Annotated in this window: 24 protein-coding genes and 2 tRNA genes; 21 read left to right on the top strand and 5 right to left on the bottom strand. The window is 66.3% G+C overall.

What is annotated here, in order from left to right:
* The first annotated feature begins 87 nt into the window (after positions 1–87).
* Positions 88–393, top strand: coding sequence for a hypothetical protein (locus ACESLR_RS00360; protein ID WP_373024776.1), 306 nt, complete (start codon positions 88–90; stop codon positions 391–393).
* Positions 394–400: 7 nt separating this feature from the next.
* Positions 401–817, top strand: a complete 417-nt coding sequence (gene arfB, locus ACESLR_RS00355; protein WP_373024777.1) for an alternative ribosome rescue aminoacyl-tRNA hydrolase ArfB — start codon at positions 401–403, stop codon at positions 815–817.
* A 202-nt stretch (positions 818–1,019) separates the two neighbouring features.
* Here arfB and ACESLR_RS00350 read toward each other — a convergent pair whose 3' ends face one another.
* The 4 genes from ACESLR_RS00350 to ACESLR_RS00335 all read right to left on the bottom strand — a co-directional run bounded on the left by ACESLR_RS00350 (position 1,020) and on the right by ACESLR_RS00335 (position 4,890).
* Entirely contained in the window at positions 1,020–2,846 is a 1,827-nt protein-coding gene (locus ACESLR_RS00350) for an ABCB family ABC transporter ATP-binding protein/permease (RefSeq protein ID WP_373024778.1), read from the bottom strand.
* Positions 2,847–2,949: 103 nt separating this feature from the next.
* The gene (locus tag ACESLR_RS00345; protein ID WP_373024779.1) at positions 2,950–3,348 is read right to left on the bottom strand and encodes a hypothetical protein; all 399 of its coding nucleotides are present in this window, start codon (positions 3,346–3,348) and stop codon (positions 2,950–2,952) included.
* Between the two features lie 76 nt (positions 3,349–3,424).
* Positions 3,425–4,423: a GGDEF domain-containing protein gene (locus tag ACESLR_RS00340; protein ID WP_373024780.1), complete on the bottom strand. Its 999-nt coding sequence runs from the start codon at positions 4,421–4,423 to the stop codon at positions 3,425–3,427.
* Between the two features lie 5 nt (positions 4,424–4,428).
* Positions 4,429–4,890 carry a c-type cytochrome gene (locus tag ACESLR_RS00335; protein ID WP_373024781.1) on the bottom strand — a complete coding sequence of 154 codons (462 nt, stop codon included), beginning with the start codon at positions 4,888–4,890 and terminating at the stop codon, positions 4,429–4,431.
* A 167-nt stretch (positions 4,891–5,057) separates the two neighbouring features.
* Here ACESLR_RS00335 and recQ point away from each other — a divergent pair, with 167 nt between their 5' ends.
* Positions 5,058–6,944 (top strand): DNA helicase RecQ, encoded by a 1,887-nt coding sequence (recQ, locus tag ACESLR_RS00330; protein WP_373024782.1) that lies wholly within the window; start codon positions 5,058–5,060, stop codon positions 6,942–6,944.
* Between the two features lie 43 nt (positions 6,945–6,987).
* Positions 6,988–7,743: a DUF3581 family protein gene (locus ACESLR_RS00325; RefSeq protein ID WP_373024783.1), complete on the top strand. Its 756-nt coding sequence runs from the start codon at positions 6,988–6,990 to the stop codon at positions 7,741–7,743.
* A gap of 94 nt (positions 7,744–7,837) precedes the next feature.
* Here ACESLR_RS00325 and asd read toward each other — a convergent pair whose 3' ends face one another.
* Complete coding sequence (gene asd / locus ACESLR_RS00320; RefSeq protein WP_373024784.1) at positions 7,838–8,692, bottom strand: archaetidylserine decarboxylase; 855 nt, start codon at positions 8,690–8,692, stop codon at positions 7,838–7,840.
* 77 nt (positions 8,693–8,769) lie between these two features.
* On the opposite strand from asd, the gene prmB reads away from it, so the two are divergent.
* The 17 genes from prmB to clpX all read left to right on the top strand — a co-directional run bounded on the left by prmB (position 8,770) and on the right by clpX (position 22,868).
* Positions 8,770–9,663, top strand: coding sequence for a 50S ribosomal protein L3 N(5)-glutamine methyltransferase (prmB, locus tag ACESLR_RS00315; protein ID WP_373024785.1), 894 nt, complete (start codon positions 8,770–8,772; stop codon positions 9,661–9,663).
* Positions 9,664–9,754: 91 nt separating this feature from the next.
* Entirely contained in the window at positions 9,755–10,798 is a 1,044-nt protein-coding gene (gene ruvB / locus ACESLR_RS00310; protein WP_373024786.1) for a Holliday junction branch migration DNA helicase RuvB, read from the top strand.
* On the top strand, positions 10,795–11,214 hold the full coding sequence (gene ybgC, locus ACESLR_RS00305; protein WP_373024787.1) for a tol-pal system-associated acyl-CoA thioesterase: 420 nt from the start codon (positions 10,795–10,797) through the stop codon (positions 11,212–11,214). The genes ruvB and ybgC overlap by 4 nt, the downstream gene beginning before the upstream one ends.
* A gap of 32 nt (positions 11,215–11,246) precedes the next feature.
* On the top strand, positions 11,247–11,921 hold the full coding sequence (tolQ, locus tag ACESLR_RS00300; protein WP_373024801.1) for a protein TolQ: 675 nt from the start codon (positions 11,247–11,249) through the stop codon (positions 11,919–11,921).
* Between the two features lie 3 nt (positions 11,922–11,924).
* Positions 11,925–12,377, top strand: coding sequence for a protein TolR (tolR, locus tag ACESLR_RS00295; protein ID WP_373024788.1), 453 nt, complete (start codon positions 11,925–11,927; stop codon positions 12,375–12,377).
* Positions 12,378–12,387: 10 nt separating this feature from the next.
* The gene (gene tolA, locus ACESLR_RS00290) at positions 12,388–13,401 is read left to right on the top strand and encodes a cell envelope integrity protein TolA (RefSeq protein WP_373024789.1); all 1,014 of its coding nucleotides are present in this window, start codon (positions 12,388–12,390) and stop codon (positions 13,399–13,401) included.
* 34 nt (positions 13,402–13,435) lie between these two features.
* Positions 13,436–14,722, top strand: coding sequence for a Tol-Pal system beta propeller repeat protein TolB (gene tolB / locus ACESLR_RS00285; RefSeq protein ID WP_373024790.1), 1,287 nt, complete (start codon positions 13,436–13,438; stop codon positions 14,720–14,722).
* Positions 14,723–14,766: 44 nt separating this feature from the next.
* Entirely contained in the window at positions 14,767–15,327 is a 561-nt protein-coding gene (pal, locus tag ACESLR_RS00280) for a peptidoglycan-associated lipoprotein Pal (RefSeq protein WP_373024791.1), read from the top strand.
* A 120-nt stretch (positions 15,328–15,447) separates the two neighbouring features.
* A complete protein-coding gene (gene ybgF, locus ACESLR_RS00275) occupies positions 15,448–16,197 on the top strand; it encodes a tol-pal system protein YbgF (protein WP_373024792.1) in 750 nt (249 codons plus the stop codon).
* Entirely contained in the window at positions 16,194–16,889 is a 696-nt protein-coding gene (queE, locus tag ACESLR_RS00270; RefSeq protein WP_373024793.1) for a 7-carboxy-7-deazaguanine synthase QueE, read from the top strand. The genes ybgF and queE overlap by 4 nt, the downstream gene beginning before the upstream one ends.
* 1 nt (position 16,890) lies before the next feature.
* Entirely contained in the window at positions 16,891–17,577 is a 687-nt protein-coding gene (gene queC / locus ACESLR_RS00265) for a 7-cyano-7-deazaguanine synthase QueC (RefSeq protein WP_373024794.1), read from the top strand.
* A 150-nt stretch (positions 17,578–17,727) separates the two neighbouring features.
* Entirely contained in the window at positions 17,728–18,996 is a 1,269-nt protein-coding gene (locus ACESLR_RS00260; protein WP_373024795.1) for a YeeE/YedE family protein, read from the top strand.
* A gap of 139 nt (positions 18,997–19,135) precedes the next feature.
* A tRNA-Lys gene (locus ACESLR_RS00255) sits at positions 19,136–19,211 on the top strand.
* Positions 19,212–19,331: 120 nt separating this feature from the next.
* Positions 19,332–19,418, top strand: a tRNA-Leu gene (locus ACESLR_RS00250).
* 82 nt (positions 19,419–19,500) lie between these two features.
* The gene (tig, locus tag ACESLR_RS00245) at positions 19,501–20,808 is read left to right on the top strand and encodes a trigger factor (protein WP_373024796.1); all 1,308 of its coding nucleotides are present in this window, start codon (positions 19,501–19,503) and stop codon (positions 20,806–20,808) included.
* Entirely contained in the window at positions 20,805–21,446 is a 642-nt protein-coding gene (gene clpP / locus ACESLR_RS00240; RefSeq protein ID WP_373024797.1) for an ATP-dependent Clp endopeptidase proteolytic subunit ClpP, read from the top strand. The genes tig and clpP overlap by 4 nt, the downstream gene beginning before the upstream one ends.
* A gap of 141 nt (positions 21,447–21,587) precedes the next feature.
* Positions 21,588–22,868: an ATP-dependent Clp protease ATP-binding subunit ClpX gene (gene clpX / locus ACESLR_RS00235; RefSeq protein ID WP_373024798.1), complete on the top strand. Its 1,281-nt coding sequence runs from the start codon at positions 21,588–21,590 to the stop codon at positions 22,866–22,868.
* Positions 22,869–22,874 lie beyond the last annotated feature (6 nt).

Here is a 22,874-nt window from a genome sequence, read left to right as displayed (position 1 = left end):
CGTGGCTCGATGCCAGCTTGGGGTGATTGCCACGCCGCCTGCGGCGTCTCGCGATGACGGTGCAGTTGTGCGGTGCAGGAGGAGAGTATGGCGTTTCGATATTCGTCCGTGATCGGCGTGGTACTGGTGCTGGGGATTGGTGGCTGTTCGGCGCACAAGACCGAGACCCGGGTTGACGGGCCCGAGCCGCGTCCGGGCACGGTCGAGCAGATGAACCCGTTCCTGCGTTTTCTCGAGACCCGCCCGACACCGGCGGAATTCGAGCGCGTCTATCCCGACGTGATGCTGGTGCTGCCCGGCGACGTCGTGACCCAGGAATACCGCACCGATAACAGCCGATTCTTTGCCGAGCTGGACGAAGAAGGCCGTATCCACGACGGCGAGTTCCGCTGACCCCGCGATGCTGCGCATCTCCAAAAGCGTCAGCGTGCCCGAGCAGGAGATCGAACTGATCCCGATCCGCGCCCAGGGGGCCGGTGGTCAGAACGTGAACAAGCTCGCCACGGCCATTCACCTGCGCTTCGACATCCGTGCGTCCGGCCTGCCCGATGTCTACAAGGAGCGTCTGCTGCGCCGCCGCGACCGGCGCATCAGCAAGGACGGCGTGATCGTCATCAAGGCGCAGCAGTACCGTACCCAGGAGGCCAATCGCGAGGACGCACTGGAGCGCCTGGCGGAGCTTTTGCGCGAGGCCGGGCGCCCGATCAAGGCGCGCAAGCCGACCCGCCCGACCCGGGCCTCCAAGCTGCGCCGCTTGGAAGGCAAGACCCATCGCGGCCACAAGAAGGCCCTGCGCGGCCGCGTCGACCCCGACTGAGTGGGTCCCCGCGGTGCACGCAGATGGCCCAGGTCAAAAGTCAAAAGCGGACAGGAAGACGGGAAGATCGGAAGAACAGCTGGCGCTCGAGCGAATCGCGGACGATTTCACGCTCTTTTATCCAATTATTTTTTCTTCCAGCCTTCCCATCTTCCTGTGAATTGCTGTTGACCTGGCCCTGCTGTGCGCGCTTCGGAGTGAATCAACACTTGGGCCCCGGCGTTGGGTCCGGGTCGGCGGTGGTGGGTTCGTGTTCCTGTTGGTGCTGCCACAGACGGGCGTAGGCGCCGTCGCGGGCGAGGAGTTCGCGGTGGGTGCCGCGTTCGACTACGCGGCCCTGGTCCAGCACCACGATCTGCTCGGCATCCTTCACGGTCGACAGCCGATGCGCGATGACCAGCGTGGTGCGCCGCGCCGAGACTTCGTTCAGGGCCTGCAGGATCGCCTTCTCCGAGCCCGAGTCCAGTGACGAGGTGGCCTCGTCGAACACCAGGATCGGCGGGTCCTTCAGCAGCATGCGGGCGATGGCGATGCGCTGCTTCTCGCCGCCGGAGACCTTGAGCCCGCGTTCGCCGACCACCGTGTTCAGGCCATCGGGCAGGCGCTGGATGAAGTCGTCCAGATGCGCGAGATGGACGGCGCGCCGGATGGCTTCCTCGGAGGCCCCGGGATCGCCGTAGGCGATGTTGTAGCGAATGCTGGCGTTGAACAGGACGGTGTCCTGGGGGACCACGCCGATTGCGCCGCGCAGGCTCTGCTGGGTCACCTCGCGGATGTCCTGGCCGTCGATGGTGATGCGCCCGTCGGTTACATCAAAGAAGCGGAACAGCAAACGCGCGAGCGTGGACTTGCCGGCGCCGCTGGGCCCAACCACCGCGAGCTTGTGCCCGGCGGGGATTTCGAGCGATACGTCCGCGAGGATCAAGCGCTCCGGCTGGTAGTGGAAGGCGACCTGTTCGAAGCGCACATGCCCGCCGGTGACCTCGAGATCCGGTGCGTCCGGCCGGTCCTCGACCTGCACGGGTTTTCCCAGCAGGGCGAACAGACGCTCGATGTTCGCCAGTGACTGGCGGATCTCGCGATAGACGAAGCCAAGGAAGTTCAGCGGCATGAACAGCTGGATCATGTAGGCGTTGACCATGACCAGGTCGCCCAGTGACATCTGCCCCGAGGCCACGCGGCTGGCGGCCAGCAGCATCATCACGGTGATCGTCCCGGCGATGATCAGGGCCTGTCCGGAGTTCAGCAGCACCAGCGACAGGACATTCTTGGTTCGGGCCTGTTCCCAGGTGGCCAGGCCCTCGTCGTAGCGCCGGGCCTCGAAGCCCTCGTTGCCGAAGTACTTGACCGTCTCGTAGTTCAGCAGGCTGTCGATCGCGCGGGTGTTGGACTCGTTGTCGCGCTGGTTGGCCTCGCGCACGAAGCGGGTGCGCCACTCGGTGATCCACACCGACCAGGCGATGTAGGCCGCCACCGCGATGATGACCGTCAGGGTGAACACGGGGCCCACCGCGACCAGCAGGATGACCGCGACCAGTGCGATTTCGATGATCGTCGGCAGGATGTTGAACACCATGAAGCGCAGCAGGAAGCTGATGCCGCTCGTTCCGCGCTCGATGTCTCGCGCCAGGCCGCCAGTCTCGCGCGCCAGATGAAAGCTCAGTTCCAGCCGGTGCAGGTGTTCGAACACGCGCAGCGCCGCGCGCCGCATGGCGCGCTCGGCCACGCGTACAAAGACGGCATCGCGCAGCTCGCCGAACAGGGTTCCGCCAAATCGCAGCAGGCCGTAGGCAACCACCAGTGCCACCGGGACCGTGACCAGCGCGTCGGTGCCGGAATCCTCGAAGTGGTCGACGATGTACTTCAGTGCTAGCGGCACCAGCACGGTCGCCAGCTTGGCCAGGCCCATCAGGCCGAGGGCGAGGAACAGCCGCCCGCGGAATTCCGCGAGATAGGGGAACAGGGAGCGAACGATGCGCCAGTTGATCGCCTCGTCGGGCGCATCGTGCACGCTGGAATGACCGCGCATGGGGAAATCCGGGGCTGGGTAGGCGGCTTACTTTAGAGCGGCGCGGCACGGTTCGCACATGGGCGCGCATTCAGTAGCGGCTCCTCCCCGGCGTCCGGGAAGGTCAGCGGCGGATGCGGTAGGCCTCGCCCCGGTCCTGTTCCAGGTCGACCTGCAGGCGCCGGTGGCCCCAGTCGTCCTGAGAGCAACGCGCCTCGATCTGCACGAAACGGGTTCCCTCGGGGATGGACAAACGGCGCAGGCTGCGCGTGAACGGCTGTTCGTTTACGTGCGGGTGGTGCAGGATGCGCTCGCCGAGGACGTTCCCATCGGCGTCAAGCACGCGCCAGGCATCGGCATAGTGGTCCCAGCCGCTGTCCGGGTGTTCCACGGTGACGGACACCCGCCACTGGTTCGGGCCGCTGGCGTGCAGCCGGGCCTCCAGGATATCGACCTCGTCGGCTGGGGCGGGCAGGGCCAGAAGGCCCAGAAGGGCGCCGAGGGCCAGTCTCCGTGTCAACATGGCAACACCCCTTATGCCGGTTCGATGGACCCGTCCCAAAGATCCACTGACGGGTCACCGAGGGGTGGGATTGATTTCACGCGGCTTGTACCTGGTTGCGCCCGGCATTCTTGGCAGCGTACAGGGCCCGGTCCGCGCGATCGACCAGGGCCTCCCCTGTCTCGCCCGGCTTCAGTTGGGCCACGCCGAAGCTGGCGGTCAGCGCGTGTCCGGTGTCGAAGTCGGTGACCCCAAGGGCGCGGCGCAGATCCTCGGCCAGATGGCTCGTGGCCGCGGCATCGCCCTGCGGGCACAGGATGAGGAATTCCTCGCCACCCCAGCGGGCGGCCCGGTCGGTCTCGCGGATGCGCGCGGCGATCAGGCGCCCGACCTCGGTGAGCACAGTATCGCCGCGACCGTGCCCCAGGGTGTCGTTAATCGGCTTGAAGTGGTCCAGATCCATCATGATCACGCCAAGCAGGCCCCCGTGACGCTCGGCCCGCCGGATTTCGTCGGCCAGCAACTCGCTCGCCTTCATGCGGTTGTGGAGACCCGTCAGCGGGTCGGTGGTGGCGAGACGTTCCAGGCGGCTCTGGGCCGCCTCCAGGGAGTGTGTTCGTTCCTGGACCAGGCGTTCGAGCGCATGCGCGCGTTCCTCCAGTTCCTTGACCGGGTACGGCTCGTCGGCACCGTGGACGCTGGCGGGGAAGGAGCCGTGCAGGTGTTCCAGACGCCAGCTGTCGTCGGTCCGGTGCAGCAAGAGGCTGGTCCGCAGTCCGTTCAGTCGGACCCGTTGTCCGCGGGTGTCAAGCAGCATGTCGAATACCAGCATCACCAGGGCGACCTCGTCCGTGACGAGGCGGACGTCTTCGCGGTGTATCTCGTAGTCGAAGGGGTCCGGGACCTGTTCGATGTCGCGGCCGACGACGCGCTCCACATCCTCGGGCGTGAAGGCCGATTCGTCGCCTCCAGTTCCGAAGCCACTGACATGCGGCGCGTGCCATCCGAGTACGCCCGCGAGGTCGCGCTTGCGCAGCCAGGCGTCGAGGTACGCGTGAACGGCCTGGCGGATTGCGGCCTTGGAACTGGAGGGCATCGAGCTCAGTCGATGCCGACGGCGCGCTGTTCCTGGCGGATCCAGGCGATGATGTGGGCGGTCTCCTCGCCGGTGATGCCCGCCACCGGCGGCATGTCGCCGAATTCCCAGTGGTGTTGGTTCACGCCCAGAGCCGCCGCGCGATGGAAGGTGATGTCCGGATGGTGCGAGGGCTCGTAGATGCGGTGGATCAGCGGCGGCCCCTGGTCGGTACCGCGGGCCTCTTCCCCGTGGCACTGCATGCAGTTGGACCGGAACAGTGAACGTCCGGCCTCGGGGTCGGCGGAGAAGTCGTCCGGCGGCAGGCTGTAGTCGAGCTCAGCCGTGGAACCGGAAGCCGCGTTCGACTCGCCGCTGGTTTCCTGCTCGGCCGGGTCCCCGGTGTCCGGGTCCGGGGTTTCGGAGCAGGCGGTCAGTGCGAGCAGGGCCAGGCAGGCAACAGTCAGGAGGCGGGCAGTTGTCGGCATCGGTCGTCCTGGGAAAGAGGATTCGGGTGGAAGCTTATCGCGATGGATACCCACGGGGAAATGCATCCCGGGTGTTGTGTACGCGGCGATTGTGGCGCCGGTTGCTTGCAGCGATGGCTGGCATTCGGCAGTGTTCGTCGCTTGTCTTACTGTCTGGAGTACGTCCCTTGGAACCCTCGGGTCTTGCAGTTGGAGAGGCGCAGGGAAGCGCTCCGGCGGCGCCACTGGAGATCCTGCGCGAGACCTTCGGCTATACGGAATTTCGCGGTCAGCAGCAGGCGATCGTCGAGCATGTGACCGCGGGCGGCGACGCGGTGGTGCTGATGCCCACCGGCGGCGGCAAGTCACTTTGCTACCAGATCCCGGCGCTTGCTCGACCCGGCTGCGGCATCGTGATTTCGCCGCTGATCGCGCTGATGCAGGATCAGGTGGCCGCCCTACGCCAAAACGGGGTGGCCGCGGCCAGCCTGGACTCCGGCCAGAAGGCGGACGTGGCGCGTTCCGTTCTGGCGGCCCTGCACGCCGGTGAACTGGACCTGCTGTACATGTCGCCGGAGCGCCTTTTCGCCCCGGGCATGCTGGAGCGCCTGGAGGGCATCGACCTGGCCCTGTTCGCGATCGACGAGGCGCACTGCGTCTCGCAGTGGGGGCATGACTTCCGCCCGGAATACAGCCAGCTGGCGGTGCTGGCCGAGCGTTTCCCGCAGGTGCCGCGCCTGGCACTGACCGCGACCGCCGACGGCCCGACCCGCCAGGAGATCCGAGAACGACTGTGCCTCGACGAGGCGCGCGCCTTCGTCAGTTCCTTCGACCGGCCCAACATCCGCTACCGCATCGCCCAGGCGGACGGTGGCCGGGGTGGTTCCGCGCGCGATCGACTGCTGCGCTTTATCCGCGAGGAACACGCCGGCGAGGCGGGGATTGTCTACTGCCTGTCGCGCAAGAAGGTCGAGGCGGTGGCCGAGTGGCTGGCGGAACAGGGCGTTCCCGCGCTCCCCTATCACGCTGGACTGCCGGCCGCCACGCGCGCGGCGAATCAGACTCGCTTTCTGCGCGAGGAGGGGGTGGTGATGGTCGCCACCATCGCCTTCGGAATGGGCATCGACAAGCCGAACGTGCGCTTTGTCGCCCACCTGAACCTGCCCAAGAGTCTGGAGGGGTACTACCAGGAGACCGGCCGCGCCGGCCGCGACGGTCTGCCGGCGAATGCCTGGATGGTCTACGGGCTACAGGATGTCGTGACCCTGCGCCAGATGCTGGAGGGCTCGCAGGCCGGGGCCGAGCGCCAGCGGGTCGAGCAGCAGAAGCTGGAGGCGATGCTCGGGTTCTGCGAGATCACCAGCTGCCGGCGCCAGGCGCTTCTCGCCTACTTCGACGAGCGCATGCCTCGGCCCTGCGGGACCTGCGACAACTGCATGGAACCACCGGCGACCTGGGACGCCAGCGTGCCGGTGCAGAAGCTGCTGTCGTGCGTCTATCGAACTGGCGAGCGCTTCGGGGCCGGGCATGTGATCGACGTGCTGCGCGGCTCGGCGAGCGAGCGCCTGACCCGCCTGGGCCACGATCGCCTGAGCACCTTCGGTATCGGCAAGGAGCTGGACAAGGCGCAGTGGCGCGGCGTGGTCCGGCAGTTGCTCGCACGCGGGCTGCTGCGCCTGGATGACGAGGGCTACGGCGGACTCCGCCTGGACCCGGACTGTCGCCCGGTGCTGCGGGGCGAGGAGACGATCCACCTGCGCGAGGAGGTGGCCCGCCCGGGACGTGAGGCGCGCGCGGCCCGTCCGGCCCGCCGCGACACCGCCCGCAGCGTCGCGGCAATGGACAGCGAGGATCGCGCTCTGTGGGAGGCCCTGCGCGGGCTGCGCACGGACCTCGCGCGCGACCAGGGGGTGCCGCCCTACGTGATCTTCAGTGATGCCACGTTGCTGGAGATGGTGGCCGCGGCCCCGCGCACCCGCGACGAGATGGCCGGGATCTCCGGGGTGGGGCAGCACAAGCTGGAACGCTACGGCGATGCCTTTATCAAGGCCATCGAGGGACATTTCGGGCTATAGTGGTGCGAAAAACCATGCAGCAAGACGATTTCGGGGAAACCGCGTGACCGACAAAAGCTTCCTTGAGGACTTCTACCGCCTTCGCGACGGTCAGCTGGTCGTGACCCCGGAGCAGGGGAGCGACTTTGCCAAGACGCTCGCCGGCGATTTCAATCCCATCCACGACGCCGACAACCGGCGTTTCTGCGTCCCGGGCGATCTCCTGTTCGCCCTCGTGCTGGATACCTACGGAGCCAGCGCCAACATGCTCTTCCGCTTTACCGGCATGGTGGGCGGCAACGTGCCGCTGGTGTTCCCGGACAACCCGGGTGAGGCCTTCGCCATCACCGACGAAGGCGGCAAGAGCGTGATCGAGGTGGAACGCTCCGGTCCCGTGATCGACGAGCCGAATGCGATCGAGTCGCTGATCCGCAGCTATGTCGGCTTTTCCGGTCAGAACTTTCCGCACGTGCTGGTGCCGCTGATGGAGGAACACGGCGTGATGGTGAACCCGAAGCGCCCGCTGGTGATGTACGAGCGCATGGGCTTTCGCCTGCCCGAGCCGCTGGCGGCCAGCGCCGGGGTGCCGGAGCCGCGCCTGAAGGATGCGGTGATGACGGTCAGCGGCAAGCGTGGCGAGATCCGCCTGGACTACGAACTGGTGATCGACCATTCCGTGGTCGCCGACGGCAGCAAGCACCTGGTCCTGAGCGGCCTGCGCCCGTTCGATGCCGCCGACGTCGAACAGCTGGTCGCCGACTACGAAAGCTGGAAGGCCGCTTACTACAACCAGCCCGCCGGGACCCGTGCCCACGCGTGAGCGTCCGGAATCACCTCGAAGCACACGAAGCCACGAAGAAGGGCCGGATCAATGGCGGATTCCTTCGTGGCTTCGTGTGCTTCGTCGTGAAATCTCAGTAAAACTGCCCCAGGGCCGAGCGGACCTGGACCTCGGTCTCCGGCGTCAGGTGGTCCGCGAGCTGCAGCGGATGTTTCGGCAACAGCAGCACGACTGACGAGCCCAGGTTGAAGCGCCCCATCTCCGCGCCGCGTTCCAGGGTGACGTCGCGGTCGGGATACTCGCTCACGCTGATCTCGCGGCCATGCGGCGGGGTGACCTCTCCGGCCCAGACGGTCTCGATGGAACCGACGTTCTGGGCCCCGATCAGCGCCATGGCCGTCGGCCCTATCGGTGTGTCGAAGCAGGCGATAACCCGTTCGTTGCGGGCGTACAGCCGCGGCACGTGACGCACGATGCGCGGGGAAACCGAGAACAGCCGCCCCGGCACATGGATCATGTGGGTCAGGGTTCCCGTCAGCGGCATGTGCAGTCGGTGGTAGTGGCGCGGTGACAGGTAGAGGGTCACGAAGTGCCCGTGGCGGAAGGCCTCCGCGAGTTCGCCTTCCCCGCCAAGCAGTTCCCGGACCGTGTAGTGATGCCCCTTGGCCTGGAAGATCTGTCCGGCCTCGATGCGCCCGGCGGCGCTGACCCGGGAATCGGCCGGGCTGACCAGGGTATTCGCATCCCCCTCCAGTGGCCGCGCCTCGTCGCGCAGGGCGCGAGTGAACAGGGCGTTGAAGCTGGAATAGGCGGTCAGGTCCGGCTGGGCGGCCTCGTTCATGTTCAGGCCGAAGCGGCGCACGAAGGCGTGCAGCAGCGGTTGCAGCCGCGGCGACTCGATGCGCGCCAGCCGGTGCACGACGCGTGAAAGGGCGTGTTGGGGCAGCAGGTGCGACAGGCGTGCCAGCCAGGGGTCGATCTTGCTCATGCGGTGTCCGAGGGGTGGGTGGCGTACAGGCCGAGGCGGTATGATGACCGCCCTCGCACGCAACGGAAAGACCGGGCATGGATTCGACCACCGGATTGCGCACCCTGCGCGACTTCATTCGCTTCGGCGCCAGCCAGTTTCGCGGGGCCGGCCTGAGCTTCGGGCACGGGACCGACAATGCCTTCGACGAGGCGGCCTGGCTGGTGCTGCACACCCTGCATCTGCCGCTGGACCTGCCCGAGTCGTGGTGGGAATCGCGCCTGAGCGAGGCCGAGCGCACGCGCGTGGTGGCCGTGTTGCGCGAGCGTGTCGCGACGCGCAAGCCCGCCGCTTACCTGACCCGCGAGGCCTGGTTCGCTGGCTTGCCGTTCTATGTCGACGAGCGCGTACTGGTGCCGCGCTCGCCGCTGGCGGAACTGATTGCCGCGGGCTTCGAGCCCTGGGTCGACCCCGATGCCGTGACCCGCGCGCTGGATCTGTGCACCGGGGGCGGGTGCATCGGGATCGCGATGGCCCTGGCCATGCCGCAGGCGCGGGTGGATCTGGCGGATATCTCGACGGATGCATTGGCCGTGGCGCATATCAACATCGAACGCCACCAGGTGGGCGATCGGGTGAGCGCGCTGCAGTCCGACGTGTTCGACGGGATGGAGCCGGGGGATCGCTACGAGCTGATCGTGTCCAATCCGCCGTATGTCGATGCCGGGGACATGGCGGCGCTACCGGATGAATACCGCCACGAGCCGCCACTGGGGCTGGCCGCCGGCGGTGACGGTCTGGATATCGTGCGGCGCATCCTGGCCGGCGCCCGCGAGCATCTGACCGACGACGGTGTGTTGATCGTCGAGGTCGGCAACAGCCAGCCAGCGGTGGAGGCGGCCTTCCCGGATCTGCCGCTGATCTGGCTGGAGTTCGAGGCTGGCGGGCACGGGGTGTTCCTGGTCCACGCCCGTGATCTCCCGGGCACCTGAGCCGCAACGCGCCCGCGCCCGCGGGCATGGGTCCGAAAACCTGCCGGATGGCCCTGTAAACGGCACCGGTGGCGATGCATACTGCGGGGCTATGGAATCACGTCTGGTGGATATGCAGAGTCGGTCCGAGGAAGAGCGGGCGGAGGTCAGCCTGCGCCCGAAGCGGCTCGCGGACTACACCGGCCAGCCCCGCGTGGTCGAGCAGCTGGGGCTGTTCATCGAGGCCGCACGCCGCCGCGACGAGGCCCTGGATCACACCCTGGTGGCCGGCCCGCCCGGTCTGGGCAAGACTACCCTCGCGCACATCGTGGCCAACGAGTTGGGTGTGGGTCTGCGCCAGACCTCTGGTCCGGTGCTGGAGCGCGCCGGCGATCTCGCCGCTATTCTGACCGCGCTCGAGCCGCGCGATGTCCTGTTCGTCGACGAGATCCACCGCCTGCCGACGGTGGTGGAGGAGATTCTGTACCCCGCGCTGGAAGACGGCCAGCTGGACATCGTGATCGGCGAGGGCCCGGCCGCGCGTTCGATCAAGGTGGACCTGCCTCCGTTCACGCTGGTGGGCGCGACCACCCGCGCGGGGCTGCTCTCGGCCCCGTTACGTGACCGGTTCGGTATCGTGCAGCGTCTCGATCATTACACTGTCACGGATCTCGCACATATTGTGGATCGCGCGGCCGGTCTGCTGGGTGTGGGGATCGAGGCCGAGGGTGCGGCGGAGATCGCGCGACGCGGGCGCGGGACGCCCCGCCTGGCCAATCGCCTGCTGCGGCGGGTGCGGGATTTCGCCCAGGTGCGGGCCGACGGCGTGGTGACGCACGAGGTGGCCGCACAGGCGCTGGACCTGCTGGCGATCGACACCTCGGGGCTGGATGCCCAGGACCGCCGCCTGCTGGAAGTGCTGGTGGAGAAGTTTGACGGCGGCCCGGTCGGGGTCGAGAGCCTGGCCACGGCGATGAACGAGGACCGCGGCACGCTGGAGGATGTGGTCGAACCCTTCCTGATTCAGCAGGGCTACCTGCAGCGGACCCCGCGCGGGCGCCAGGCGACCCGGCGCACACTGGCGATGTTCGGTCTGACCCGGATGGACGAGGGCGATCTTCTGACGCCCGCGGCGGAGGGCTCGCGCCAGCCATGACCGCGACATTCGAATGGCCGGTGCGGGTGTACTACGAGGATACCGACGCGGGTGGTGTGGTCTACCACGCGAATTACTTGAAGTTTATGGAACGCGTACGGACCGAATGGCTGCGCGCCCTGGGCTTTGAGCAGGACCGGCTGCGGGCCGAATATGGAATTGTGTTCGCCGTGCGGCGTCTGGCTGTGGAGATGCAGCGCCCTGCACATTTCAACGAGGCTCTGACGGTGACCTGCCGGGTACGGCGCCTGCGCCGCGCCAGCGTCGAGTTCGAGCAAGCAGTGCACCGCGAGGCGACGACGCTGGTGACCGGCGAGGTGGCCATTGCCTGCGTCGATGTCGCCCGGCAGGCACCAGTGGCGATCCCCGACAACGTGGCGCGCGCGATGCGTGCGGCGGAAGGAACAAAGGCATAACGGGAGATGGACAAGTGACAGTCGACTTTTCGATGTACCAGCTGATCATGGACGCGAGTCTGATCGTGCAGCTGGTCATGGTGATCCTGGTGATCGCCTCGGTACTCTCCTGGCTGGTTATCATCATCAAGGCACGCTCGTTAAAGGGGGCCCGGCGCGCCAGTGATGAGTTCGAGGAGCGTTTCTGGTCGGGTGCGGACCTCTCGCACCTGTACGAGGGGGTGCGCCGCAAGGCCGAGATGTCCGGCATGGAGCATGTGTTCTCCTCCGGCTTCAAGGAGTTCCTGCGCGCCCGGCAGCACGGCATGTCCCCGGGAGAGCCCGCCCACCGCGCAATGCGCGTGGCCATCGCGCGCGAGACCGACGAGATGGAACGCTATCTGCAGTTCCTGGCCACCGTCGGCTCGACCAGCCCCTACATCGGGTTGTTCGGGACGGTGTGGGGCATCATGCACGCCTTTCTCGGGCTGTCCGGGGTGCAGCAGGCCACGCTGGCGATGGTCGCACCGGGGATTGCCGAGGCCCTGATCGCCACCGCCCTGGGCCTGTTCGCGGCCATCCCCGCGGTGATTGCCTATAACCGCTTCGCCGGGGACGTCGATCGCGTGGCCGCGCGGCTCGAGAACTTTAGTGACGAGTTCGTGGCCTTGCTGAACCGCCAGGGCGCGGGTAGACCCGCCGAGGGCGCCACCGGGACGCCGGCCTGAGCCATGGCCGAGTCGCGTCGCAACAGCCGCCGACTGCGGCGGCCCATGTCGCAGATCAACGTCGTGCCGTTCATCGACGTGATGCTGGTTTTGCTGATCATCTTCATGATCACCGCACCCATGCTGCAGCAGGGCGTGGAGGTTGATCTTCCGGAGGCCGATGCGGAGGCCCTGGAGGAGGACCCGCAGGCGGCCGAACCGCTGGTGGTCACGGTGGACGAGACGGGTGCCATGAGCCTGAACCAGGGCCCGCAGGTGAACGAACCCCTGGCCCCGCAGGAAATGACCGAGATCGTGCGCGACTTCCTCGCCGAGAACCCGGGTACCCAGACCTTCGTGCGCGGTGACCGCAACGTGGACTACGGTCGCGTGATTGATGCGATGGTCGCCCTGCAACGCGCCGGGGGCGGCCGTGTTGGCCTGATCACCGACCCGCCACGCGATAACCAGGACTGAGTCGAACGCCGTGTTCGAGCTCCTTCGTCGTCACCCTCTCAGCTTGCTCCTCGTCCTGGTCCTGCACGGGCTGCTGTTCGCGGCATTGCTGTTGAACGTGAGCCTGATGTCGCCGACCTCCAGCCGGGCGGCGGTGGAGATCGCGGTGCAGGAGGATATCGAGGTGATCGACGCGGTCGCGGTGGATGCCGAGACCTTCGATCGCGTCGAGCACGAACGCGAGGTGGCCGAGCAGGAGCAGATCGCCGAGCAGCTGCGCGCCGAAGAGGAACGCCGCCGCGCCGAGGAACAGGCCCGGCGCGAGGAAGAGCGCCGCCGGGCCGAGGAGCAGCGCCGGCGCGAGGAGGAGGAGCGTGCCCGGCAGCAGGCACTGGAAGAGGCCGAGGAGGCCCGCCGGGAGGCGGAGGAGGAGCGCCGTCGGGCACGCGAGGAGGCCGAGGCGGAACGCGAGCGCATTCGCCAGGAACGCGAGGCCGCGGAAGAGGCCCGGCGTGAGGCGGAGGAGGCCCGCGAGCGTGAGGAGGCCGAACGCCGGGAACGCGAAGAGGCGGAACGCCAGGCCCGGGAAGAAGCGGAGCGGCGCGAACGCGAGGAGGCCGAACGCCGGGAACGCGAAGAGGCGGAGCGCCGCGCCGAGCAGGAGCGCGAACTGGAGAAGCAGCGCCGCCGCGAGGCGATGGAACGTGAACAGGAACGCATGGCCGAGGCGCAGGCCCGGCGGGAGGAGGCGGAGCGCCAAGCCCGGCTGGACCAGGAGCTCGACGAATGGCGTGCTCAGGTGCAATCCGTGGTACAGCGGCGCTGGCGGCAACCGTCGGGGTTGAATCCCTCGGATCGTGCCATTGTTCTCGTGCGTGTCAACGAGACCGGGCGTATCATCGATTTCGATATCGAGAGTTGCTCTGGCGGGACCGCGTTTTGCGAGTCGGTCCGTCAGACGATGGACCGCCTGTCGTCGCTGCCGCGTCCGCCGGATGCGGATACCGCGCGCGGTGGGGTACGCATCCGCTTCGAGCCCGACTGACCCACCCGGTGTCCACCGGGCAACGAGGAACGACATGCAACGAATGATTCACGCGATGCTGCTGGGGCTGGCGCTGCTGTGGTCGGCGCAGGCCCAGGCCGTCCTGGAAGTCACGGTAACCGAGGGGGTGACCGGTGCCATTCCAGTGGCCGTTGCGCCCTTCGCCTGGGAGGGTGAAGGGCAACCGGACGAGGACGTGAGCCGGATTGTGGCGCAGAACCTGGCCCGCAGTGGACTGTTCGACGTCGAGCGCGAGGACTTGCCGCGGCCCCCCTCGGGTCCGGCCGATTTTATCGCGCAGCCCTGGGCGGACGCCGGGATGGAATACCTGGTGGTCGGCTCCAAGCGCCCCGACGGCGACAACGTGATCGTGGAGTTCCACGTATTCGACGTGCTGGCGGAGGAACGCCTGGGCGGCTGGCGCATCCCGGTGCCGGCCGACATGCTCCGGCGCGGGGCGCATCGTGTGTCGGATATCGTCTACGAGCAGATCACCGGCGATCCGGGCGCCTTCAGCGCCCGCATCGCCTTTGTAAGCGTCGAACGCCGGAACGACTCGCGCGAGTTCAGTCTGGAGGTGGCAGACTCCGACGGGGCCAACCCGCGCACCCTGTTCCGTTCCGAGGACCCGGTTATGTCGCCCGAATGGTCCCCGGACGGGCGCGAGCTGGTGTACGTCTCGTTCGAGAACCGCCGCTCCGAGGTCTTCCGCCAGAACGTGGAAACCGGCGAGCGCAACCGCATCGCGAGCTTTTCCGGAATCAACAGTGCGCCGGCCTGGTCCCCGGACGGCCGCCACCTGGCGCTGAGCCTGTCGCGTGACGGTTCGCCCAACATCTACGTGATGGACCTGGAGTCCGGGGATCTGCGCCAGGTCACCCGGTCTGGTGCGATCGAGACCGAGCCGGTCTGGTCGCCAGACGGTGAAACGATCTATTTCACCTCCGATCGCGCGGGCGCTCCGCAGATCTATGCTCAGTCGGTCAGTGGCGGCAATGCACGCCGTCTCACCTTCGAGAGTGACTACGCGGCGGCGGCAGCGATCTCCCCGGACGGACGTTCACTGGTGTACGTGCATGGGGGTGATGACGGATTTCAGCTGGCCCGTCTCGATCTCGATGATCGCCGTGTGACACGCCTCACGGACGGCCAGGATGCAGAATCGCCAAGCTTTGCCCCCAATGGCAGCATGATCCTGTATGCCATGACGGACGGGGGACGAGGCGTGCTGGGCTCCGTCAGCCGCGACGGCCAGGTGCACCAGCGGCTGTCCGCCCGTGAAGGCGAGGTGCGCGAGCCCGCCTGGTCGCCCCTGAACTGATGTCCAACGCTTTGACTGTCACTTTTCTCAAGGAAACGAACGCCATGAACAACGTCTTTCGCCTGACCCTTTCCGCCGTGGTAATCGCGGCCCTGTCGGCCTGCGCCACGCCGACCCGTGATGCCGAGGATGCCGAGCGCGAGGCTGCCGAAGCTGCCGAACAGGAAAGCGCCGAACGCGAAGGGGAAGGGGAAGGGGCCGAGGCCCGTGCACTCGGGCGGGACCGCGAGTTCGACGAGGCGGCCCTGGATGACCCGGACAGCCCGCTGGCCGAGCGTCTGGTCTACTTCGACTTCGACCGTGACGAGGTGAAATCCGAGTTTATGCCGATGCTGGAGGCGCACGCGGCCTATCTGGCGGAGAATCCCGGCGCCCGCATGCGCCTGGAGGGGCATACCGACGAGCGTGGCACTCGTGAGTACAACCTGGCGCTGGGCGAGCGTCGCGCGCAGTCGGTCCGCCGCGTGCTGAACCTTAACGGCGCCTCGGATGACCAGCTTGAGGTCATCAGTTATGGTGAGGAGATGCCGGTGGCCTTCGAGCAGAACGAGGAGGCCTGGGCCAAGAATCGCCGGGTCGAACTGGTCTACGAATCCCGGCGCTAAGCCACGAGAAGCGAGCGCGGAATCCAGATGCAATTACCGTTCGACAACGCTTGCGGAAATGCCCCCTCGGGGGCATTTCTGTTTCGGCGCCCGGGACGTCCGGGCCTTCTTCCCGCGCCCATGCTGGTTGCGTCGCTTGTTCTGGCGCCGCTGGTGCTGTTGCCTGGTACGGTCGGGGCTCAGGACGATACGGTGTTCGCGACCCAGTCGCAGATCCGCGAGCTTGACCGTCGTCTGGAACGCATCGAACGCGTGCTGGACTCCAGTGCCATGAACGAGCTGCTGCAGGCCTCCGAGTCCCTGACCCGCGATCTGCGCGAGCTGCGCGGCGAGGTGGAGACCCTGCGCCACGAGGTGAACCGCCTCAGTACCCGGCAGCGGGACCAGTTTCGCCACCTGGACGAGCGCGTCGCCTCCGTCGAGAGCGGCGCCACGGTGCCGGATTCGGCTTCGCGTGACGAGGTGGTCGAACTCGATCTGCCGGACGCGGACGAACAGGCCGCCTATCAGACGGCGTTCGATGACCTGATGGCCGGGGACTACACCACTGCGATGCGCAAGCTGGAGCAGTTCCTCGAGGACTACCCGGACGGCAGTTTTGCCGCGAACGCCTGGTACTGGCTGGCCGAGGCCAAGTACGCCAGTGGGGAATTCGAGGCCGCGCTGGAGGATTTCGAGCGTCTGCGCGAGGACTTTCCCGAAAGCGAAAAGAGCGGCGATGCCCTGTTGAAGATTGGCTACGTCCATTTCGAGCTGGAGGATTTCGACGCGGCCCGCGAGGCGCTGGAGGAGGTGCGCGCCGAGTACGGCGGCACCACGCTGGACCGTCTGGCCCGCGAACGCCTGCAGCGAATCGACCAGGCCCAATGACCACCGCCCCATTGCGTGACGCCCGGGGATCGGGAGCCGTCGACCCGGAATCGGTGCGGCTTCGAATCAGCGAGATGTTTGTTTCGCTTCAGGGGGAGGCGTCGCAGGTGGGATGGCCCACTGCCTTCGTCCGCCTCACGGGTTGCCCGTTGCGCTGTCGCTGGTGCGACAGCGAATACGCCTTTGAGGGTGGCGAGGCGTTGATGCTGCCGACTGTCCTGGGATGGGTTGGACGTGCCGGGGTCCAGCATGTCTGCGTGACCGGTGGCGAGCCGTTGGCGCAGCCGGGATGCCTGCCGCTGCTGGAGGCGCTGTGCGATGCCGGATTTGCGGTGTCGCTGGAGACCAGCGGGGCGATGGATGTCGGCGGCGTCGATCCCCGGGTGGCGATCGTGATGGACTGGAAGGCACCGGGCTCGCAGGAAGCCGCACGCAACCAGCCCGGAAACATCCCGCGGCTGAAGGCCGGCGACCAGCTGAAGTTCGTGCTGGCCGGGCGGGAGGACTTCGACTGGGCCCGGGCTGAGCGGGATGGTCTGGCCCTGGCCCCGGAGGTCGAGGTCCTGTTCTCGCCGGTGTTCGGCGAGTTGGAGCCGCGCACCCTGGCCGACTGGATCGTGGCCGAACGTGTCCCGGTGCGCTTCCAGGTCCAGCTGCACAAGCTCCTCTGGGGCGACCAGCCGGGACGCTGAGGTGAGTGAACGCGCGGAGACGGCGGTGGTGCTGCTCTCGGGTGGGCTCGACTCGGCGACCTGCCTGGCCATGGCCCGGGCCGAAGGCCTGGAGTGTCATGCCCTCTCTATCGACTATGGCCAGCGCCATCGCACCGAACTGGATGCCGCGCGGCGGGTCGCGGCCGACCAGGGCGTAACGGACCACCGCGTCGTGGCCGTCGACCTAAGCGCCATTGGCGGTTCTGCCCTGACGGACACGGCGATCGACGTTCCCACAACCCCGACCGAGGGCATCCCGGTGACCTACGTACCGGCGCGCAACACGGTGTTCCTGGCCCTGGCGCTGGGGATGGCCGAGACCCTGGGCGCGCGGCTCTTGTATGTCGGGGCCAACGCGGTGGACTATTCCGGGTACCCGGACTGCCGCCCGGCCTTCATCGACGCCTTCCGCGACCTGGCCCGGGTGGCAACCCGCAGCGGGGTGGAGGGCACGCCCTGGGAGATCCGAGCGCCGCTGATGCACCTGTCCAAGGCCGAGATCATCCGGTCGGGCAGTGACCTCGGGGTGGACTACAGCCGGACGGTCAGCTGTTATCAGGCCGACGCCGACGGGCGCGCCTGCGGGCGTTGCGACAGTTGCCGCATTCGCCGAGAGGGGTTTGCCGCCGCCGGTGTCCCGGATCCGACTCGCTACACCACTGACTGATCCACCCGCAGGCCCCGGGCGGGATGCCCGTGCCCGGTGACTGGCCGGGACCGGAATGAAAACGGGGTCGATCTCGTCTAGCGTCCGATGTATGCTGCGCACCCCGTGGGTGCAGGCTTGCCCTGAAATCTTTCATCGAGAGGATACGTGATGGAATTCTCCAGTTTTTCAGCCGCCGCGATGGCGTTCCTCGGTGGGGCGTTCATTCTCGCCTTCATCATGGGAGCCGTGGCGAACAAGACCAACTTCTGCACCATGGGCGCCGTCTCCGACTGGGTGAACATGGGCGATACTGGGCGCATGCGTTCCTGGCTGCTGGCGATCGCCGTGGCCATGCTGGGCGTGGCCATCCTCGAGTTCTTCGGCGTGCTGAGCGCCGACGGATCCTTCCCGAACTACCGCATGAGCGAGTTCCAGTGGGTCGAACACGCCCTGGGCGGCTTCCTGTTCGGGATCGGCATGACCTACGCCTCGGGCTGCGGGAACAAGACGCTGGTGCGCGTGGGCGGCGGCAACATCAAGTCGCTGATGGTGCTGATCGTGATCGCGATCATCGCGTACTTCATGGTGCGCCCGCTGCCGGGTACCTCCGACACCCTGTACTCCCTGCTGTTCATGGACTGGACTACCGCGCTGGCCGTTTCCACGCCGGCGGGCCAGGACCTGGGTACGCTGGTCGCCGGTGAAGAGAACGGCGTGACCGCCCGCCTGGTGCTGGGTCTGGTGATCGGCGTGCTGCTGCTGGCCCTGATCTTCAAGGCGGCGGACTTCCGCAAGAGCTTCGACAATATCCTGGGCGGTCTGGTGATCGGCCTGATGGTGCTGGGTGCCTGGTGGCTGACGAGCAACGTCCAGATTGATGATGGAATGGACACCTACACGCCCCAGGCCTATATCGCCGACTGGAGCTTCGTGGCCACCGGTGACGAGCCGTTCGAGCCACGCAATGACGCCGAGTGGTCCAACCAGTCCTTTACCTTCATCAATCCGATGGGGCAGAGCTTGCGTTACGTGTCGAACGGTTTCGACAGCAGCGTGCTTTACTTCGGCGTGATGGCGCTGGCCGGCGTGATCCTGGGATCCCTGTTCTGGGCCCTGGTGACGCGCACGTTCCGCTTCGAGTGGTTCGCCTCGGTGCGGGACTTCGTGAACCACTTCATCGGCGCCATCCTGATGGGCTTCGGTGGCGTCCTGGCAATGGGGTGCACCATCGGTCAGGGTATCACCGGTATCTCCACGCTCGCGCTGGGTGGCTTCCTGACGTTCATCATGATCGTCTTCGGGGCCGCGCTGACCATGAAGATCCAGTACTACAAGATGGTTTATGAAGACGAAGCCAGTCTCGGCAAGGCACTGGTCACCTCGCTGGTGGACATGAGGCTGCTGCCGGGTGGCATGCGCAAGCTGGAAGCCATCTGATGGCGTAGCGGCAGGGACGCGTCTTGCGTTTTCCCCGTCGCGCCGTAAACTACGCGGCACTGGAGGCCCGGTGATCCCGGGCCTTCGACTTTGCAACGGTCAGGGCGATCCAGGTGTTCGCCCCGGGCCATACCGAAAAGGGTCGTTAGCTCAGTTGGTAGAGCAGTTGGCTTTTAACCAATTGGTCGTAGGTTCGAATCCTACACGACCCACCATTATTCTCCGGTCCCCGCGCCGGCACATGGGCCCGTTCATGCGGGCCTTTTGTGTTTGGCGGCGGGGAACACGCTAGAATGCGCGGCTGAGCGAACGCAACAAGAGTTATCTGCAAGATCGCGAAAGTGGCGGAACTGGTAGACGCGCTGGGTTTAGGTCCCAGTGGGGTAAAACCCGTGAGAGTTCGAGTCTCTCCTTTCGCACCACTGTCCGCATTTCGAAAAGCCATGAAGGTTACCGCTGCGATCGGCAGGGATGACCGATATCCGAACTATTACGAGGCCCTCCATGCAAGTTTCTGTTGAAGCCACCGGCAACCTGGAACGCAAGATGACCATCCAGGTCCCCTCCGAGCGGGTCGACGCCGAAGTCGACAACCGCCTGAAGTCCCTGGCCAAGAGGGTCAAGCTGGACGGCTTCCGCCCGGGCAAGGTCCCGTTGAAGGTGGTCCGCCAGCGTTATGGCTCCGGGGTGTATCAGGAAGTGCTGAGCGAGGTGCTGCAGGAAAGCTACCGCGAGGCGGTGCAGCAGGAGGGCCTAGAGCCGGCCGGTAATCCGAGCATCGAGCCGACCAACCTCGAGGGTGGCGATGCTATCGAGTTCACCGCTAGCTTCCAGGTCTTCCCGGAAATCGAGGTGGCTGATTTCTCCGACGTCGAAATCGAGCGACCGAAGGCCGAGGTCGCGGACGAGGACATCGACCGGGTGATCGACTCCCTGCGCGAGCAGAACAAGGAATGGGCCGAGGTCAAGCGCAAGGCTAAGAAGGGTGATCGCGTGACCCTGGATTTTGTCGGCAGCCTGAACGGCGAGGAGTTCGAGGGCGGCAAGGCCGAGGACTTCCAGGTCGAAGTCGGCGCCGGGCGGTTGATCGAGGACTTTGAGAAGCAGCTCAAGGGCGTGAAGACCGGCGAGGAGCCAACCATCGACGTCACCTTCCCCGATGACTACCCGGCCGAGAACCTGAAGGGCCAGACGGCGCAGTTCGCGCTGACGATCAAGAAGGTCGAGGGACCCAAGCTGCCGGAGGTCGACGAGGAATTCGCGAAGAAATTCGGCATCGAGGATGGTTCGGTGGAGAAACTTCGCGCCGATGTTCGGTCCAACATGGAAAGGGAGCTGCGCCAAGCCCTGAAGGGTCGGGTCAAACAGCAGGTACTGGAGGCCGTGGTCGACAAGCACGACTTCGACCTGCCGGATGCCCTGGTGAAGTCGGAGATCAACCGTCTTCGCGAGGAGGCCGAGAAGCGGTTCGGCGGGGCTGAACAGACCCAGCCGCTGCCGGACAGCCTGTTCGAGGACGAGGCAAAACGCCGCGTCCGTCTGGGCCTGGCGCTGCGTGCCATCATCGACCAGAAGGGTTTCGAGGTGGACGCCGAGCGGGTCGAACGGGATCTCGAGGAGATGGCCGCGACCTACGAGGACCCGGAAGAGGTGAAGCAGTACTACCGCTCCAATCCCCAGGCCAAGAGCAACCTGGAGTCACTGGTGCTGGAAGATCAGGTGGTCGACTGGGTGGTCGAGCAGGGCAAGGTCACCGAGAAGGAAACCAGCTTCCAGGACGTGATGAATCCGAACAAGGAGTCGACTGAATGAGCCACGACATGGCCGACCAGGGCGCGCAGCATGCCCAGGGACTGAATCTGGTCCCGATGGTGGTCGAACAGACCGCCCGCGGTGAACGCGCCTACGACATCTACTCCCGCCTGCTGAAGGACCGGGTCATCTTCTGTGTGGGTCCGGTCGAGGACTACATGGCCAACGTCATCGTGGCCCAGTTGCTGTTCCTCGAATCGGAGAACCCCGACAAGGAAATCAGCCTGTATATCAACTCCCCGGGTGGCGCGGTGACCGCTGGCATGGCGGTCTACGACACCATGCAGTTCATCAAGCCCGAGGTCAGCACGCTGTGTGTGGGCCAGGCGGCCAGCATGGGTGCCGTCCTGCTGGCGGGCGGGGCCCCCGGCAAACGCCACACGCTGCCGCATTCACGGGTGATGATCCACCAGCCGCTGGGTGGCTTCCAGGGCCAGGCCTCGGATATCGACATCCACGCCCGCGAGATCCTGAAGATCCGTGACGAGCTCAACCGCGTGCTGGCGCACCACACGGGCCAGCCGATCGAGAAGATCGAGCAGGACACCGATCGCGACCGCTTCATGACGGCGACCGATGCGAAGGAATACGGTCTGGTCGACCACGTCCTGACCCATCGCAACTCCGCGGACGACTGAGTCCGCGCCGTTCGCAACCCCGTCCCGGGGCCCCGCTCCGGGACGGGGCCTCAATACCGGACTTCCGCTTGGCTCGTTTGCAACTCGCAGGCAAACGGGGCATGTTTTGAAGGACACTGAAATCGCAACCGAGGCAAACGGATGAGCGACGAAACCACCCCCTCCGCCGACGGCAAGCTCCTGTACTGTTCTTTCTGCGGGAAGAGCCAGCACGAGGTGCGCAAGCTGATCGCCGGGCCATCCGTATTCATCTGCGACGAGTGCGTCGAACTGTGCAACGACATTATCCGCGAGGAGATGCAGGAGGCCGGCCACACCGAGCGCGACTCCCTGCCGACCCCGCACGAGATCCGCGCGATCCTCGACGACTACGTGATCGGCCAGAACTCCGCCAAGAAGATCCTTTCGGTCGCGGTGTACAACCACTACAAGCGCCTGCAGGCCAGGGCCGGCAAGGACGATGTCGAGCTGTCCAAGTCGAACATCATGCTGATCGGCCCCACCGGTTCCGGCAAGACCCTGCTGGCCGAGACCCTGGCGCGGGTGCTGAACGTCCCGTTCACCATTGCCGATGCGACCACGCTGACCGAGGCCGGCTACGTGGGCGAGGATGTCGAGAACATCATCCAGAAGCTGCTGCAGAAGTGCGACTACGATGTGGAAAAGGCCGAGAACGGCATCGTCTACATCGACGAGATCGACAAGGTCTCGCGCAAGTCGGACAACCCTTCCATCACCCGTGACGTCTCGGGCGAGGGCGTGCAGCAGGCGCTCTTGAAGCTCATCGAGGGTACCACCGCCTCGGTGCCGCCGCAGGGCGGGCGCAAGCACCCGCAGCAGGAATTCCTGCAGGTGGACACCAGCAATATTCTGTTCATCTGTGGCGGGGCCTTCTCCGGGCTGGAGAAGGTCATCCAGCAGCGAGCCGAGAAGGGCGGTATCGGCTTTGGTGCCGAGCTGCGCACCACCGAGGCGGCCAAGTCCGGCGGCCAGTGGCTCAAGCAGTTGGAGGCCGACGACCTGGTGCGCTACGGCCTGATCCCCGAGTTCGTCGGACGCCTGCCGGTGCAGGCCACGCTGGACGAGCTGGACGAGGACGCGCTGATCACCATCCTGACGCAGCCGAAGAATGCCCTGGTCAAGCAATATGCCCGCCTGTTCGAGATGGAAGGCGTGGAGCTGGAGTTCCGCGACGACGCTCTGTCCGCGATTGCGCACAAGGCGATGGAGCGCAAAACCGGTGCGCGCGGCCTGCGCACGATCATGGAGAATATCCTGCTCGACACCATGTACGAACTGCCGTCCATGGAAGGGGTCAGCAAGGTGGTGATCGACGAGGCGGTGATCCGCGGCGATGCCGAGCCGTACCTGGTCTACGAGAACGACTCGTTTGCCAAGAAACAGGCTGCCGCGGATTCCTGAGCGGAA

It is taken from the genome of Thioalkalivibrio sp., from assembly GCF_041685615.1.
In the GTDB taxonomy this organism is placed as follows: domain Bacteria; phylum Pseudomonadota; class Gammaproteobacteria; order Ectothiorhodospirales; family Ectothiorhodospiraceae; genus Thioalkalivibrio.
This window is presented reverse-complemented; position numbering and strand designations above follow the sequence as displayed.